Origin of the sequence: Streptomyces uncialis, from assembly GCF_001905345.1 — a bacterium.
GTDB lineage: Bacteria > Actinomycetota > Actinomycetes > Streptomycetales > Streptomycetaceae > Streptomyces > Streptomyces uncialis.
On record NZ_LFBV01000007.1, the window covers coordinates 359,603 to 373,998 of the forward strand.

General features: G+C 71.4%; 13 protein-coding genes. 7 read left to right on the forward strand and 6 right to left on the reverse strand.

Annotated features, from left to right (window positions below):
• Positions 1–115 precede the first annotated feature (115 nt).
• From AB852_RS26115 to AB852_RS26125, 3 genes are read right to left on the reverse strand one after another with little or no spacing between them, the layout of a single operon-like run.
• Positions 116–1,771 (reverse strand): amidohydrolase, encoded by a 1,656-nt coding sequence (locus tag AB852_RS26115; protein ID WP_178391118.1) that lies wholly within the window; start codon positions 1,769–1,771, stop codon positions 116–118.
• A gap of 17 nt (positions 1,772–1,788) precedes the next feature.
• Complete coding sequence (locus AB852_RS26120) at positions 1,789–3,069, reverse strand: amidohydrolase (protein ID WP_079184930.1); 1,281 nt, start codon at positions 3,067–3,069, stop codon at positions 1,789–1,791.
• Entirely contained in the window at positions 3,066–4,385 is a 1,320-nt protein-coding gene (locus AB852_RS26125; RefSeq protein WP_073792641.1) for an MFS transporter, read from the reverse strand. The genes AB852_RS26120 and AB852_RS26125 overlap by 4 nt, the downstream gene beginning before the upstream one ends.
• 84 nt (positions 4,386–4,469) lie before the next feature.
• Here AB852_RS26125 and AB852_RS26130 point away from each other — a divergent pair, with 84 nt between their 5' ends.
• Positions 4,470–5,522 (forward strand): Lrp/AsnC family transcriptional regulator, encoded by a 1,053-nt coding sequence (locus AB852_RS26130; RefSeq protein ID WP_073792642.1) that lies wholly within the window; start codon positions 4,470–4,472, stop codon positions 5,520–5,522.
• A gap of 257 nt (positions 5,523–5,779) precedes the next feature.
• On the opposite strand, the gene AB852_RS26135 is transcribed toward AB852_RS26130, so the two are convergent.
• Together AB852_RS26135 and AB852_RS26140 are read right to left on the reverse strand one after the other, a co-directional pair.
• Positions 5,780–6,073, reverse strand: coding sequence for a hypothetical protein (locus AB852_RS26135; protein WP_073792643.1), 294 nt, complete (start codon positions 6,071–6,073; stop codon positions 5,780–5,782).
• A gap of 36 nt (positions 6,074–6,109) precedes the next feature.
• A complete protein-coding gene (locus AB852_RS26140; RefSeq protein WP_073792644.1) occupies positions 6,110–6,445 on the reverse strand; it encodes a hypothetical protein in 336 nt (111 codons plus the stop codon).
• A gap of 204 nt (positions 6,446–6,649) precedes the next feature.
• On the opposite strand from AB852_RS26140, the gene AB852_RS26145 reads away from it, so the two are divergent.
• The 4 genes from AB852_RS26145 (at position 6,650) to AB852_RS26160 (ending at position 11,013) form a co-directional block, all read left to right on the forward strand.
• The gene (locus AB852_RS26145) at positions 6,650–8,413 is read left to right on the forward strand and encodes a helix-turn-helix domain-containing protein (RefSeq protein WP_073792645.1); all 1,764 of its coding nucleotides are present in this window, start codon (positions 6,650–6,652) and stop codon (positions 8,411–8,413) included.
• Positions 8,414–8,730: 317 nt separating this feature from the next.
• Entirely contained in the window at positions 8,731–9,654 is a 924-nt protein-coding gene (locus AB852_RS26150; protein ID WP_073792646.1) for a trypsin-like serine peptidase, read from the forward strand.
• A gap of 115 nt (positions 9,655–9,769) precedes the next feature.
• Complete coding sequence (locus tag AB852_RS26155; RefSeq protein WP_218623285.1) at positions 9,770–10,237, forward strand: YbaK/EbsC family protein; 468 nt, start codon at positions 9,770–9,772, stop codon at positions 10,235–10,237.
• Positions 10,234–11,013, forward strand: a complete 780-nt coding sequence (locus AB852_RS26160; RefSeq protein ID WP_073792648.1) for an SDR family NAD(P)-dependent oxidoreductase — start codon at positions 10,234–10,236, stop codon at positions 11,011–11,013. The genes AB852_RS26155 and AB852_RS26160 overlap by 4 nt, the downstream gene beginning before the upstream one ends.
• Before the next feature lie 176 nt (positions 11,014–11,189).
• Here the strand turns inward: AB852_RS26160 and AB852_RS26165 are convergent, their stop codons facing one another.
• Positions 11,190–11,444: a hypothetical protein gene (locus AB852_RS26165; RefSeq protein WP_073792649.1), complete on the reverse strand. Its 255-nt coding sequence runs from the start codon at positions 11,442–11,444 to the stop codon at positions 11,190–11,192.
• Positions 11,445–12,084: 640 nt separating this feature from the next.
• On the opposite strand from AB852_RS26165, the gene AB852_RS26170 reads away from it, so the two are divergent.
• Positions 12,085–12,705, forward strand: coding sequence for a restriction endonuclease (locus AB852_RS26170; RefSeq protein WP_107499350.1), 621 nt, complete (start codon positions 12,085–12,087; stop codon positions 12,703–12,705).
• Between the two features lie 1,011 nt (positions 12,706–13,716).
• Positions 13,717–14,061, forward strand: a complete 345-nt coding sequence (locus AB852_RS26175) for a MerR family transcriptional regulator (RefSeq protein ID WP_073792651.1) — start codon at positions 13,717–13,719, stop codon at positions 14,059–14,061.
• Positions 14,062–14,396 lie beyond the last annotated feature (335 nt).

A 14,396-nucleotide genomic window follows, 5' to 3' on the forward strand; every position in this document is an offset into this window, starting at 1 on the left:
AACCGCACGGTCCGGGAGCAGGCCGGCAAGACCTGGTGAGCCGTGCGGCGGCGTCCTCCCCCGGAAGGCACGCCAGCTCGCCGTACAGGGTGCGGGCCGATCCGGGTGCCAGAGGTCAGGCTGTCCAGGTGGGGCGACCGCCCAGCCAGGTTCCGGTGACGGACACCTGGTCGAGGAAGCGGTCGGGGTCGGCGGTGCGCGGGTCGCGGTCGAGGAGCGTCAGGTCGGCCTGCATACCGGGGCGCAGGGAGCCGATGTCGTTCTCCAGGGAGAGCTGCCAGGCGGGATTCGCGGTGACCGTACGCAGCGCCTGGTCGATCGTCAGCCGTTCATCGGTTCCATGGACACGGCCGCTGGGATGGGCGCGGCGGGTGAGGGCGGTGGCGATGCTGGACAGCGGGTCGGTGGGTGAGCAGGCGCCGTCGTTGTGGAGGGAGAGCCGGTGTCCGGCGTCCCAGGCCGAGCGGGCCGCCATCCAGGTCTCGGCGGTCCGCGGGCCGAACAGATCGTCGGCCAGGACGTCACCCCACCAGCGGACGTGGTCCATGAACAGACTTACCGTGGCTCCGAGTTCGGCCGCGCGGCGGAACTGCGGGGGAGTGACGGCGCCGCAGTGCTCCATCCGGGGACGGAGTCGGCGCAGGAGATCAGGATCGGTCCGGGCGACGCGCGTGTAGGCCTCCAGGACGGCGTCGAAGGTCACGTCCCCGTGCACATGGCAGGCGACGGATATCCCCCGGGAGAGGAACGCCGCGGCCAGGTCGGCCAATTGGTCGGGGGTGTAGTTCATGGGGCCGTGGGTGCAGTGGTTCATGCCGATGCGCAGCGTGGCCTCGTTGTCCTGGAAGGGAAAACTGGTGGCGATGCTGCCCTGCCAGGGGGTGCCGTCGGCCCACAGCTTCACACCCGAGACCGCGAAGAGCCGCTCGGCCCCGGGATCGGCCCCGAAGAGACTGCCGGGGTCGGCGGCGAGTTCGGGGGTGCCGATGAGGTAGGAGCGGACGCGCAGGGGGACGTGGGGACGCTCGGCCGCTGCGGTCAGCGCGGCGAGCAGATGGGGCGGGGTGGCCATGTCGGTCGCCGTGGTGATACCGGCCGAGGCGTGCTGGGCGTAGGCCCACTCCAGGGACGACCTGAGGGTATGAGGTTCCAGTTTGTCGCCTGCCACGGTCCACATCAGCGCTTCGACGGCACCCGCTTCATGGGCCTCGCCGGTGGGTTCGCCGTGCTGGTCGCGGATGAACCGTGATCCGGCGGGGTCCGGGGTGTGACGTGTGATGCCCGCCGTTCGCAGCGCAGCGGTGTTGGCGTACGCGGCGTGGCCACTGTTGGAGAACACGACCAGCGGCGCGTGGGGTGCCAGCTCATCGAGCAGGACGCGGTCGAGGAGAGGGAGATCGCGCTGGAGGAGCAGATCGATGCCGTAGGCCGCGACCGGTTCGTGCGGCGCGACCCGCACCGCCCGCCGGATGCGGCGCAGCACACCGTCGCCGGTCGGTTCGGTGAAGGGACGTACATCCAGGGCGGGCGGGGCCAGCGCGAGCGCCATGATGGTGGGATGCCCGTGCGCTTCGACGAACCCGGGCAGCAGGGTCTGCCCGCCCAGGTCGACCACCTCGGTGGTGGCGCCACGCAACGCCAGGACCTCCTGGCGGTCGCCGAGGTGTTGGATGCGGCGGCCGCGCACGGCCAGGGCCTGTGCGTGCGGGCGGACCGGGTCCATGGTCAGGATGTCGGCATTGAGGAAAATGGTGTCCGGATGCTGGGTCACTGACGTCGCCGGTCCTTTCAGTTGCCGGGAGGGGTGAGCCATTCGGCGGCCGCGCCGAGCAGCAGGCGCACACCGGTGTCGAGGGCGGGTCCGGCCAGCGGGGCGAAGCGGGGTGAGTGATTGCCGGGGACACCTGAGGGGAGTCCCTGGTCGACGAGGTCCGCCGGCCGGAAGCCCGCGAAGCCCGCCGGGTCCAGGCCGCCGAAGTGCCAGAAGACCGAGGGGACGCCGAGGGCCGATCCGAACGTTCCGAAGTCCTCGCTGCCGGTCAGCGGCCCGGGCAGGGTGAAGGCCCGCTCCGGCCCGACCACCCGGGCCATCGCCGCGAGCACCTTGTCCGTCGCGTCGGGGTCGTTGACGGTGACGGGGAAGTTCGGCAGGTCGGTGACGAGAGGTTCCCGGGGCGCGCCGGAGGCGTCCGCTTCGGCACGGATGATCCTCTTGACGGCCGTGAGGACCTTCTCGCGCACCGCGGGAGTGGCACTACGAATGTTGATCCTCAGTTCGGCGGTGTCGGGGATGATGTTCTCCTTCGTCCCCGCCTGGAGCGAGCCGACGGTGACCACCGCCAGCTGAGTGGCGGAGACCTCGCGGGAGACCACGGTCTGCAACCGCATGACGATCGCCGCGGCCATCACGACCGGGTCCACGGTGGTCTCCGGCGCCGATCCATGGCCACCGGAGCCGAACAGCCGGACATGCAGGCTGTCGGACGCCACCATCACCGTGCCGTGCCGGGTACCGGCGAATCCGACGGGAACGGGCGCCACATGCTGGCCCAGACAGACATCGGCCCGGGGGAAGCGGTCCAGGAAACCGTCCTCGATCATCGCCGGGGCGCCTCCGACCTCCTCGGCGGGCTGGAAGACCGCCACGACGGTGCCGCGCCAGGACTGCCGGTTGGCGGCAAGCAGCGCGGTGGCGCCCAGCAGGCAGGTCACATGGACGTCGTGCCCGCACGCGTGCATGACCGGCACCGTCTCGCCCTGCTCGGTGACCGCGGTGACGTGCGACGCGTAGGGCAGGCCGGTCTCCTCCTTCACCGGCAGCCCGTCCATGTCCGCGCGCAGCAGTACGGTCGGCCCCTCGCCGGAGCGCAGGACACCGACCACGCCCGTCACACCGACACCTTCCGTGACGTCCCAGCCCTGGTCGCGCAGCCTGCCGGCGACGATCCCGGCGGTGCGCCTCTCCTGGAAGGACAGCTCGGGGTGGGCGTGCAGGTCTTCGTAAACGGCCCGCAGGTCCGGCAGGAGGGCTTCCAGTCCGGCCGTCAGGGCAGGGGAGGTGTGGGTCACGGGAGTTCCTTTTCCATGGAGGTTGAGGACTCCTTGACCGCGTCGGGGACTCGTCCCCGGGCATCGGCCAGCAGAGCCTCGGTGGTCTGGGGGGTGAGACAGGCCATGACAGCGGCGACGACCGCGCCCAGGACGAGGAAGGCGAAGGCGACCTGGAAGGAGAAGGCGTCGGCGAGCACCCCCATCACGCTGGGAGCCACCACACCGGCGAGCTGGCCGCCGAAGATGATGACACCCGTGGCCACACCCATCTGCCGGGCGGGAAGGCTCCGCATGGGGACCGCGAAGATCGGCATGTAGCTCAGGGACGTGGCGAAGATCGCGACGGTGCCGAAGACGACGAACGCGGCGAGGCCGGACGCGTAGGCCATGAGCAGCAGCGCGGCGGCGGCCACCGACATACCGGGGACGATCACCTTCCAGTGCTGTCCCGCCAGCCGGTCCGACAGCTGTCCGCCGATGATGGTGCCGACGGTGGCCGCCAGCGCCGGGACGGCCAGCAGCGGCCCCGCCGCCTCGATCGGCACTCCCCGCTCGTCATTGAGATAGGTCGGCACCCAGCTGTTGAGGCCCCAGATGATGATGCTGTAGCCGAACATCATCGCGGCGAACCGCCACAGCGTCCCCCACCTCAGCAGAGCCCGCACATCGGACCTCGGCGCCGCGGCGGAGCCCTCTGCCGCCGCGGAGTCCCCTTCCTCCCCGCCCGGAGTCTGCGGCAGCGGCTGTGGCAGACGCATACGGATCGCCGTGTAGACGAACACACCGATCGCGGCGACGGAGATGTAGGCCGAGCGCCAACCGAAGGCGGCCACCAGCGGTGCCACAGCCAGCGGCGTGAACACCGCGGCCAGCGAATTGGAACTGAGCACGAGCCCGTTGGCCCGCATCCGCTCCTCCTTGCCCGTCCGCTCCGCCAGCACCTTGGCGGCCGCCGGCGGAAAGACCCCCTGAGCCAGACCGAAGAGCACCCGCAGCACGAGCAGCGCGGCGAACGACCAGGCGAACCCGGTCAGAACGGTGAACACAGTCCAGGCCGCCAGCGCCCACAGCACCATCCTCCGCCCGCCGAACCGGTCGGCCAGCATGCCGCCGGGTATCTGGCAGAGCGCGTACGCGAGGAAGAAGACCGACAGCACCACACCCTGCTGGCTGCGGCTGAGATCGAACTCCTCGCCGATCGACGGCAGCACCAAGTTGATGATCAAACGGTCGGCGTAGTCGATGAACCAGGCCGCGAACAGCAAGGCCACGGTGAGACGCGCCGGACCACTCAGCCGAGGACGCGAACCGACGCGAGGACGAGAAACAGTCATCGCTGCTCCTTCCAGCAGTGGCCGATAATCGACCGTGGCGGGGACTGCTCCATGGTCCGGTTACCGAAGGAAGAAGCATCGGATATGCAGGAAAGCCTCACTCCCGGATCCGCTGAGCCGGATTACCGGACCGCCTTCTCGGAGGTGGACCTGGCGCTCGTCGACGCCCTCCAGTCCTCCCCGCGCGCCACCTGGTCCCAACTGGGCCGGGTCCTGGGAATCGACGCGACGACCGTCGCCCGCCACTGGGAACGACTGCACACCCTCGGCCTGGCCTGGATCACCGCCTACGAGGCGCCGCACGCGGCCACCGTCGCCTATGTCGAAGTCCGCTGCCGGCCGGGCAGCTTCGAACAGGTCAGCCGCACGCTCGCCCGGATGCCCTGGATCTTCAGCGTCGACGAGACCGCCGGCGACTTCGACCTCTTCCTCTCCGTCGCCGCCCCCGACCTCCACTCCCTGGGCACCGCCGTCCACGGCACCATCGGCGGTCTGCCGGGCGTCCACTCCACCCGGACCCGGCTCGGCATCACCGTCTTCGGCGAGGGCAGCGACTGGCGCACCCGCGCCATCGACTCCGCCGCACGCGCCCAGCTGCCGGAATCCCGCACCACCGTCCGCGACACCTACAGCTCCCATATGCGCACCCGCCTGACCCAGCAGGACCACGACCTGCGCGCCGCCCTCGGCCTCGACGGACGGCTCAGTTACAAGGCCCTCGGTGAAGCCGCGGGCCTGAGCGAGCACACCGCCCGCAGACGACTCCTCCAGATGCTCCGCGACCGTGACCTCACCCTGCGCTGCGACATCGCCCACCCCCTGGCCGGCTACCGCGCCATGGTCATCTACCGCGCCCGCGTCCCCCACCAGCATCTCGAACAGACCGGCATCGGCCTGGCCCACATGGAACAGGTCCGTCTCGCGGTCTCCGTGAGCGGACCCCGCAATCTGCTCCTCATGGCCTGGCTCCATGACCTGAACGGCATCGGCCCCTTCGAGAACCTTCTCGCCGACCGCTTCCCGCACCTCGAAGTCGAGGACCGCACCGTCGCACTCCACTCACCGAAACGCATGGGCCGACTCCTCGACCGCCACGGCCGCGCCACCCAGCACATCCCCCTGCCCCCGAACCTCTAAGAAGAGCGCCGAACCGACCGTCGCGAAACCCGAACCCACTCCCGCGAAAGTCCGGGCCCCGCGAACCACTTACGACTGCTGGCCGACGAAGTGCGCGCGGCGGCCCGCCGTGAACGGGTGAGTGCGGCGGCCCCGTACTGGACGGGCGAGTGCGGAAACGCCGATGTCCCGCCCGGGTCGCACGCCCGGGCGGGACATCGCTCACCGCTCCCGAGCGAACTCGTGAACGGCCTCAGCTGATCAGCGGGTGCACCTGGTCAACGGGTGCACCTGATGGCGGCGTTGGCCGCGTAGTAACCGGGGGCGAGCCGATAGGACTCGGCGTAGAGCAGCACGCACTGCTCATGGAGGAAGCCGTGGATCAGCGCGCCCCGGCGGGCCGAGTTCTCGGCTTCCCGCTTCGCTTCCTTGGGGCTGTTCTCGTACGCGGAGCCCGTGAAGGAGAGCGTCTCCTTGGCACCGGCGTCGGCGTGCGCGACCGTCGGCGCGAACAGGGCGAGGCCCGCGAAAGCAAGGGCGGCTGCGCTACTCCGGACGAACATCGAGGTCATATCGGTTCCTCTTCTCTTGGTGGAGATCAATGTGGTTCAGCGCTGGCAGAACAGATCGGCGACAGCGGTGTACATGCCACCGCTGACCGGCCTGACATCGGTGGCGCGGACGTGACACTGGTTCGCCTGCCAGCCGGCCGACTGGGCGATCGTGAAGGCCATCCGGACCGCACCGTTCACCGCGTGGGAGGGGTAGACGCCCATCCCCGTACCGGTGAACGTCCTCACCTCAGGCACTGCCTTGCCGTACTGATGGGTGCTTCCCGGGGCTGCCGGGGCCGCCTGGGTGGACGTGACACCTCCGACCAGGCACGCCGAGGCGGCAAGGGCCACGGCGGTGGAACGCAGCCATAGCGTGGACGAGCGGGTCACGGGGACACCTCGATGGTCGCTTCGTTCATGGAGTCGCTTCCCCTGTTGAGCGGTCGACTTGACGATCAACAGCTTCGGCAGCCCGGCGAACGGCGGCAAGCACGGTGGCCACTGGTGGAACGGTGGAACCATTCCACCCCCACTGATGTGGGACTACCCGACAGGGGTGGAACGCCGCACTGGAACGCTGGGGAGCTGGAACGGTTGAGCGCGTGGGAGTCGGAGACCGAGGCGTTCGCACGCCGACTGGGGGAGATGCGGGAGGCGTCGGGGCGCAGCTACGGAGCTCTGGCCCGCCGGGTGGGAGTCAGCGCGTCCACCCTCCACCGCTACTGCTCCGGTCGCACCGTGCCGCTGGAGTTCGCCCCGATCGAACGGCTGGCGTCGCTGTGCGGGTGCCGGGGCGAGGCACTCGTCGCGCTGCACCGCCTCTGGGTACTGGCGGACGGGGAGCGCCGCAGACGTCAGGAGGCGGCGGCTGCCGGGACGCAGGAGCGGAGCGCGGCCGCCGGGCCGGAGCGGAGTACGGCCGAGGGGCCGGAGCAGCTGCCGGGGCCGGACCGCGGCGGGGTCGTCCCGGAAGGCGGCGACGGGGCGGTGTCCCCTGAAGCACCGGAGATCCCCGAAGCCTCCGAAGTCTCCGAAGCACCCGAAGAGCCCGAAGCACCCGAGGTCCTGGCGGGCGTCGGAACCGCCGCCGTCGGGGATTCCCCCGATCCCAGCGTCGCCGTGAAGGAACGGGTGGTCGACGGGTCACGACGGGAGTCGAGCAGGGCTGCCGTGCCACCGGAGTTACGACGGTGGCGGCGCCGGGCGGCCCGTACCACCGGGCTGGTCGCCGTCGCGACGGTCCTCACCCTTCTTGTCCTGCTGGCGTTCGAGCGCTCGCCGTTCACCTCGGAAGGTCCGGACGGCCAGGTCGGCAGGGAGCGCGCCACCGGCCCACGGCACGCGGGCGCCGGAGCCCCTTCCGCGCTCGCCTCCGGCCCCACGGGTAGCTCGTCGACCTCGGCCTCCTCGTCCGCCCTGCCCTCCCTGTCCACCCGGCAGCCCCCTCCGCCCGCCCGGCCCTCCGGGTCCGCTTCGCCCCGGGCGACCACTTCCGGACCACCGGCCGGTCCTTCGACCTCTGGGGGCCCGAGCCACACCGGCTCCCGTACGGCGTCCCCGGAACCCGTCGAGGACACAAAGCCTCGAAACGACGCCCTGCCGTTCACCTGGGGTGTCGACCAGCACATCTGGGCGAACGGATGCAGCCACTCCTACATCGTCGACCGCGCGCCGGCGGCGGTCCCCCCGCCGCCCTCCGTGTCCGACGCCGAGCCCTGGGCCCGCTCCCTGGGGGCGGTCCATGGGGGCGACACCCTGGTCAGGGTGACCGTCCAGGGCCGCGACGAGCAGGCGGTGGTGCTTCAGGCGCTCCGCGTCCGGGTGGCCGCCCAGCGTCCCCCGCGGCCCCGGAACGTCTACGGGATGAGCATGGGCTGCGGAGGGCTGATGACCCCCCGGACGTTCGATGCCGACCTCGACGCAGCCCGCCCGGCGGCGCGTTCCGTGCCCGGCAACGACTCAGGGGTGGAGATCCCGGCCGTCTCGTTCCCGTACCGGGTCTCGGTCCGGGACCCGGGGATCCTGCTCGTCACCGGCCGCACGGTGAAGTGTGACTGCGACTGGTATCTGGAGCTGGAGTGGAGCAGCGGCGACCGCTCGGGGAGCGTACGGATCGACGACGGCGGCCGACCGTTCCGTACGAGCGCGGTCCAGGGCGGGCCCGCGTATCTGTACGACACCAACACCCGGCGCTGGGTCCCGGTTGCGGGGGAGGACCCTGCCACCCGCTCCGGTGACGATCCCCACCCGGCCAGCCCAGATGGACCGGCCAGCCCGGACGCCCCGGATGGACCGGATGACCCGGCGAGTGCCGGACCCGGGGAGCTCAGGGACCTGATCCGGCCTCCTCGGGCATGAGGGCGAATGCCCCTTGTCCATCTGCGGTTGAGGTGGGATCAGCGCGAAGATCGGCACCGCCGAACCTGCTGCGCCGAAAGGCTCCGTCCAAACGGGCTCTGTCCCAATCCGCCGTGGCCGGGCTCACCGACAGTTCGCCGGGGCCAAGCGCTCCGGGCCGTTCGCCCAGGCGGCGGGTTCGCCGGGCGTGTGTCCGTGTATCCGCACGCGCGTGTCACAGGACAGCGACAGCGCCAACCGGGCAGCCCGGTTCCGCGCTCCTGAAGATCGAACGGACAGCCCGCCCGCTGCCCGCACCAACCGAGGAGACAACCGCCATGCCCGAGACCCCCACTTCCGCGATCCGGCGTCTTCGTGGCCCGGCCGCAGGACTCGCCATGGCCGGTACGGTCCTCGCCCTCGCCGCCCCGGTCCCGTCGGCCGCCATGCCCGCCCAGGCGGCACCCGCCGCCGCGGCCGACCCGGTCTCCGTCCTGAAGTACACAGCCCAGGAGCGCAAGGCGGCTCTCGCCTACTGGAAGCCCGCCCGTATCAAGGCCGTCGGCAAGTCCGTGGACCTGGGACCGACCGGCCCGAATGCCAAGCCCTGGCGCGGCAGCACCCTCAAGACCGTGGGACGACTCTTCTTCGTCAACGCCACCGGAGCCGACACCTGGTGCTCGGGCACCGCCGTGAAGAGCGCCAACAAATCCGTCGTGATGACCGCGGCCCACTGCGTGCGCCGGGGTTCCTCTCCGTACAACACCAACACCGACATGGTGTTCGTCCCCGGCTACCACAAGGGCAAGCAGCCGTACGGCGCCTTCGCGGTCCGCGCCGCCGCCGCCCCGCGCGCCTGGCAGAACGATTCGGTCAACGACATGGCCGCCCTGGCCGTCGACGCCGACAAGAACGGCCGCAAGCTGACCGACGTCGTCGGCAGTCAGGCCATCGCGTTCAACCGCCCTGTGAGCGGCGCCATCTCCGCACTCGGCTACTCCGCCACCCGCCCGTACCTCGGGGAGGAACTCCTGCGCTGCACCGGCACGGCGAAGAAGGAGCACGGCTCGCAGGTGATCCGCTGCAACCTGTCCGGCGGTGCCAGCGGCGGCCCCTGGTTCGCCGACTTCAACACCACCACAGGCAAGGGCACCCTGGTCTCGGTGAATGCCTCCCTCGACTCCACGGAGCCGACCAAGATGTACGGAGAGATACTGCGCACCACGGCCAAGGCGGTGTACGACCGGGCCCAGCGCGCCTGAAGGTGATCCGCGCCCGGGGCCTGCCCCGAAGCGTGTCCCCGCACCAGCGTCCCCGCATCCGGCGACAGCAGGCGCTGACCGCTGTGCTCCGATGCTCCCTCAGAAAGGCACGCTCATGCCCGCTCGCAGCATGGAGGTGGCCCGCGTCCTCGCCGCGGCCGGTGTCGCGGGCCAGGTGCGTGAGCTGACGGAGTCGACGCGCACGGCCGTCGAAGCCGCCGAGGCCCTGGGCTGTGACGTGGGCGCGATCGCCAACAGCCTCGTCTTCCTCTCCGACGACCAGCCCGTTCTGGTCCTGACCAGCGGTCGGCACAAGGTGGACACCGAAGCGCTCGCCGCCCGGTGGGGCCGCGGCAAGCTCCGGCGCGCCACCCCCGAACAAGTACGCCAGGCCACCGGACAGGCGATCGGCGGCGTGGCCCCGGTCGGCCACCCCCAGGTGCTTCCCGCCGTGGTCGACGCGGCGCTGACCGAATACCCCCAGCTCTGGGCCGCCGCCGGGACACCCCGTACGGTCTTCCCCACCACCGCCGGTGAACTCCTCCGGCTCACGGGCGGGCTCCTGCTCCCCGTCGGCCCGTGACCGGGGACTCCGTCGGCCCGGGCACGGACCTCATCGGGCAGGTGGCGCTGGTCACCGGGGGCTCGACCGGGCTGGGCCGGGCCATCGCGCTGGGCCTGGCGTCCGCCGGTGCCGCCGTGGTGGTCGCCGGACGACGGGCGGAGGCGTGCGAGCGGACGGCGGCTGAAATCGCCGCCCGCACCGGCGCCACCGCTTCAGGTACGGCCTGCGACGTGACCGAGGACGACTCGGTCCACGGCCTCGTCCGCGACATCGTCGACCGGCACGGCCGCCTGGACATACTGGTGACCAGCGCCGGGATCCAGGCCCGAGGCACCCTGGACGAGCTCGACGCCACCACGCTGCGCCGCTGCCTGGACGTCAACGTCGTCGGAACCTTCCTCGCCTGCCAGGCGGTCGTACCGGTGATGCGCGCAGCCGGGTACGGCCGCATCGTCACCATGGCCAGCGCTCTGGGACTGGTCGGTGCCGCGGGCCGGGCCGGATACGCGGCCAGCAAGGGCGCGGTGGTCCAGCTCACCCGCAGTCTCGGCGCCGAGCTCGCGGGCACCGGCATCTGCGTCAACGCGCTTGCTCCCGGGCCCTTTCGCACACCGCTGAACGAGGGCGCCGACGACGACCCGCGTGTCCGGGACTTCCTCGAACACCAGGTCCCCATGGGACGCTGGGCGGACCCCGGTGAACTCGTAGGCGCGGCACTCCTGTTGGCCGGCCCGGCGGCTTCCTACCTCACAGGTGCGGTGCTGCCTGTCGATGGCGGCTGGACCGCCCACTGACCGCACCGACGCCCGACGCCGTGTCCCGCCGATGGCTGGTCCACCGCCTCCTGCGCCGGGGCGGCGGACCGGGGCCCGACGGCGCAGCACGGCGGGTGGACGCCGGGAACTGTATGAGGCGGCGCGCGGGCCCTGTCCGGTCGTCGGACAGGGCCCGCTCTGCTCCGGTCAACGGGTCAGTCGACCCGGTTTCCCCGGTAGCCCACCGGCCCCTCGTCCGGGAACTGGGCGGTCCCCTGGAACGAGCTGCCGTTGTCGAAGAAGGTGACGGTGCCGTTGCCCGCGTCGCCGGACCAGCTGACGGTGGTGCCGGTGGAGGGAGCACCGTTCTCGGGGACGACGTCCGTGCGGTTGGCGAGGGACAGGGTGAGTGGCTCGTCCGGCTGCCACCCTCCTCCGCCGGTGTGGATCTCGGTCTCGTACGTGGCCATGTCTTCTCCTTGCTCCGGGTTCCGGAATGGGGCTTGGCTCGCGTGCTGGGAGAGGCTGGTGTGCCGCCCGGTCCAGGCTCGGGTGTTCGTGTACCGCTGTGCGGAGCAACCGGCCCCAAACCACACCTTCGGCTGGCTCCGGAGGCGGCAGGGTGATGGCTCCGGCCTCGCGGTACCGGCCGGCGGGATCCCTACGTCGGCTGGCGGGAGTCCTGCCCTGGCGGGGTGGGGCCTGTGCTGGCGGACGGCGCGGCCGGCCTCGCTCCCGGTGTCCTTCCGGGGGCGCCCATTCCGGCCAGGACGGTCGTTTTATGGCCGTTCCCTCCCGAGTCGGCCGTGGTGCCGTCCCTCGGTGAGTACACAGGAGGGCCGGGGGCGTCCGTACTGGGCGCAGTGGCGTACCGGGAACGGGTTCGGGTGCGTCGCTGCCGTGCAACACAGGGGGACAATGTATGTCGGTGGCAGGCGGTCTTGTCCGCGTGGCCGGTGGCGGTGATCTGTGAGCCCGCGACGACCTGCTCGCCGAGCGGGACGTGGACAGGTCCGGCGACCGGTTCGGCGACCGGTTCGGGGCACTGCCCGGGGAACGGGAGCGGCCCGGCGGCGTCGGGGCGGGAGTTCGGGCTGGGAACAGGCGGCTGTGGGCCTGTTCGCCGTGGCGGTGGTGTGGAGCGTGGTCGAGGGGGCGCTGCGGTGGCTGGCGGCGCATCCGGTTGTCGCCGCCCTGCTGCTGGCAGCCGTCGGGGGCGGGCTTGCCTTCTGGGGGGTGCGCAGACGGGAGCGGGCCCGGTGGGAACGCGTTCGACAGCGCGGACTGCGGTACGCGATGCCGCAGATCGACGCCCTGCATCACCGGCAGTTCGAGCATGCCGTGCGCGACCTGATGCGCCGTGACGGCTGCCCGGACGCCGTCCAGGTCGGGGGAGCGGGTGACAACGGCGCCGATGTGAAGGCCACCGATCCCTTCGGCCGCCGTTGGGTCGTCCAGTGCAAGCACCGCAAGGCGGGACTCGCCGGAGCCGCGGTCGGCACACCCGACCTCCACGTCCTGAACGGCACCGGCCGCCCCGTCCACCACGGCGACGTCGTCGTCCTCGTCACCAACGGACGCTTCACCGCCAACGCGTTGGACTTCGCCCGCGATCAGCGGCTCCACCTCGTCGACCGACATCTCCTCGCCCGATGGGCCGCCGGCCCGGCACCCCTGTGGGAACTCCTGCGGGCCGTCCCCCCGCCACGCCGCCCCACTCCCTTTTCCTGACCCTGGCCGGACTCCGCGCACCCCCGGCCCGGCAGCACGCCGCCCGGTGTGCCCCGGGGCCTTGCCGCCGGAGTTCCGGAGCTCACGGTGCCGAGGCGGTCGTGATCCTGCTCCCCGCGGTCCGGGGCGCCGCGGACGGCCCGCGAGCCGTGGTGTGCGTCCGTACGTCCGTTGATTCCACCGCACCCGCTGTCCCTCATCCGCCTTCCTCCGCCCCCACCGTCTTCATCGCCTTTCTGCGGCCGATTGCCTCCTTTGCCAACCCGCGAAAATCTATGTCGGCCGTAGTAGACATCGGATGGCGGCGTGGTTATGGTTTCTCTTGTAGCCGAGATCAGCAGGGCCTGGCAGAGACGAACTGCCGGTCAGCAGTACATGCAGTCGCGGTACGGCGGTGGAGTTCCGAAGCCGGAGCAGACGCAGGACAGGCGACGGGACTGACAGCCGGACCGGGTGGGCCCGCAGTGGTCAGGGGCCGCCATCAGTGGGACCGCGCTCGGCGCGGTGGCAGTAACACGCAGGTGAAGTACGTGGTGCCCAGCAGTGAAGTCAGTGAGCAGCACCTCGGTGAAGGCGTCGGCTGCGGACGCGCGCACCGGGAGGTCCGGCAGTGGGGTTCCAAGCCAGGGAAGACGCAGGACAGGCGACGGGGCTGGCTTCCGGAAGGTGGCGCTCACCCAGGCCATCAGCGGTACGTACCACCAGCAGTGCAGAACAGTACGCGGTCCGCGATCGGCGGACTGCTGATCACCGAGGGAAGAACGGAGGAGCCGAGCGCCATCGGGATCGCCCGGGCGGAAGTGTTGGGCCCGGGTACCGCAGGACATCGATAGTGAGGTGGTCTCCGGTCGAGCAACCGCGATCCCCGCGTCCCCGACAGCAGTGTGGTCGGGCGTGCGGAAACAGAAGGCCGGCGCAGTACCCAGGCCGGCGGATGGTGTAGCAGTTCCTTCGGGGCCCTGGTGCCATATGGCACCAGGGCCCCTCCAGCGCGTTCCAGGAGAGGTGCAAATGACAGCAGACGACTCGTTCGGCCGTCTCGATGACGACGACTACCCCGCCTACACCATGGGCCGGGCCGCCGAGATGCTCGGCACCACCCAGGGCTTCCTCCGCGCCATCGGCGAGGCCCGCCTCATCACCCCGCTCCGCTCCGAGGGCGGCCACCGCCGCTACTCCCGCTACCAGCTGCGCATCGCCGCCCGAGCCCGCGAACTCGTCGACCAGGGGACCCCCGTCGAGGCCGCCTGCCGCATCATCGTTCTTGAGGACCAGCTCGAAGAAGCGCAGCGCATCAACGCCGAGTACCGCCGTGCCGCCGCCGATTCGGCGGACTCACCCGGCAACGGGGCGTGAGGCCCGGCGGCACTGGTGCGAAGGGCCGCGTGCAGCGCCGACGCGCCGGTGACGGCTGCCCGGACCGGCCGGAACCCGCCCGGCTGCGCCCCGTTTTCCCTGGGGCTGCGGGGCTGCGGGGCTGCGGGGCTACGGGGCTGCGGCAGCTCGGCCAGGGGCCCTGACACGGGCGCCGTGTCCGTGGCCCTGGTTTTCGCGGGTCCCTCCCGTACGCGGTGGCCGGTGCCGCGCACGCAGGAAGGCCGGGTGAGGGCGTCCGTCCCGCCGGAGGCGTGGCGGGCATCAAACTCACGGAATCCACGAGCGGCGGGCCGGCCGGCGCCCGTACCGGGCCG

Bases quoted from the DNA above. Each gene is read 5' to 3' on its own strand.
- AB852_RS26125 (WP_073792641.1), bottom strand. From the start codon at position 4,385: ATGACTGTTTCTCGTCCTCGCGTCGGTTCGCGTCCTCGGCTGAGTGGT.
- AB852_RS26130 (WP_073792642.1), top strand. From the start codon at position 4,470: ATGCAGGAAAGCCTCACTCCCGGATCCGCTGAGCCGGATTACCGGACC.
- AB852_RS26135 (WP_073792643.1), bottom strand. From the start codon at position 6,073: ATGACCTCGATGTTCGTCCGGAGTAGCGCAGCCGCCCTTGCTTTCGCG.
- AB852_RS26150 (WP_073792646.1), top strand. From the start codon at position 8,731: ATGCCCGAGACCCCCACTTCCGCGATCCGGCGTCTTCGTGGCCCGGCC.
- AB852_RS26155 (WP_218623285.1), top strand. From the start codon at position 9,770: ATGCCCGCTCGCAGCATGGAGGTGGCCCGCGTCCTCGCCGCGGCCGGT.
- AB852_RS26165 (WP_073792649.1), bottom strand. From the start codon at position 11,444: ATGGCCACGTACGAGACCGAGATCCACACCGGCGGAGGAGGGTGGCAG.
- AB852_RS26175 (WP_073792651.1), top strand. From the start codon at position 13,717: ATGACAGCAGACGACTCGTTCGGCCGTCTCGATGACGACGACTACCCC.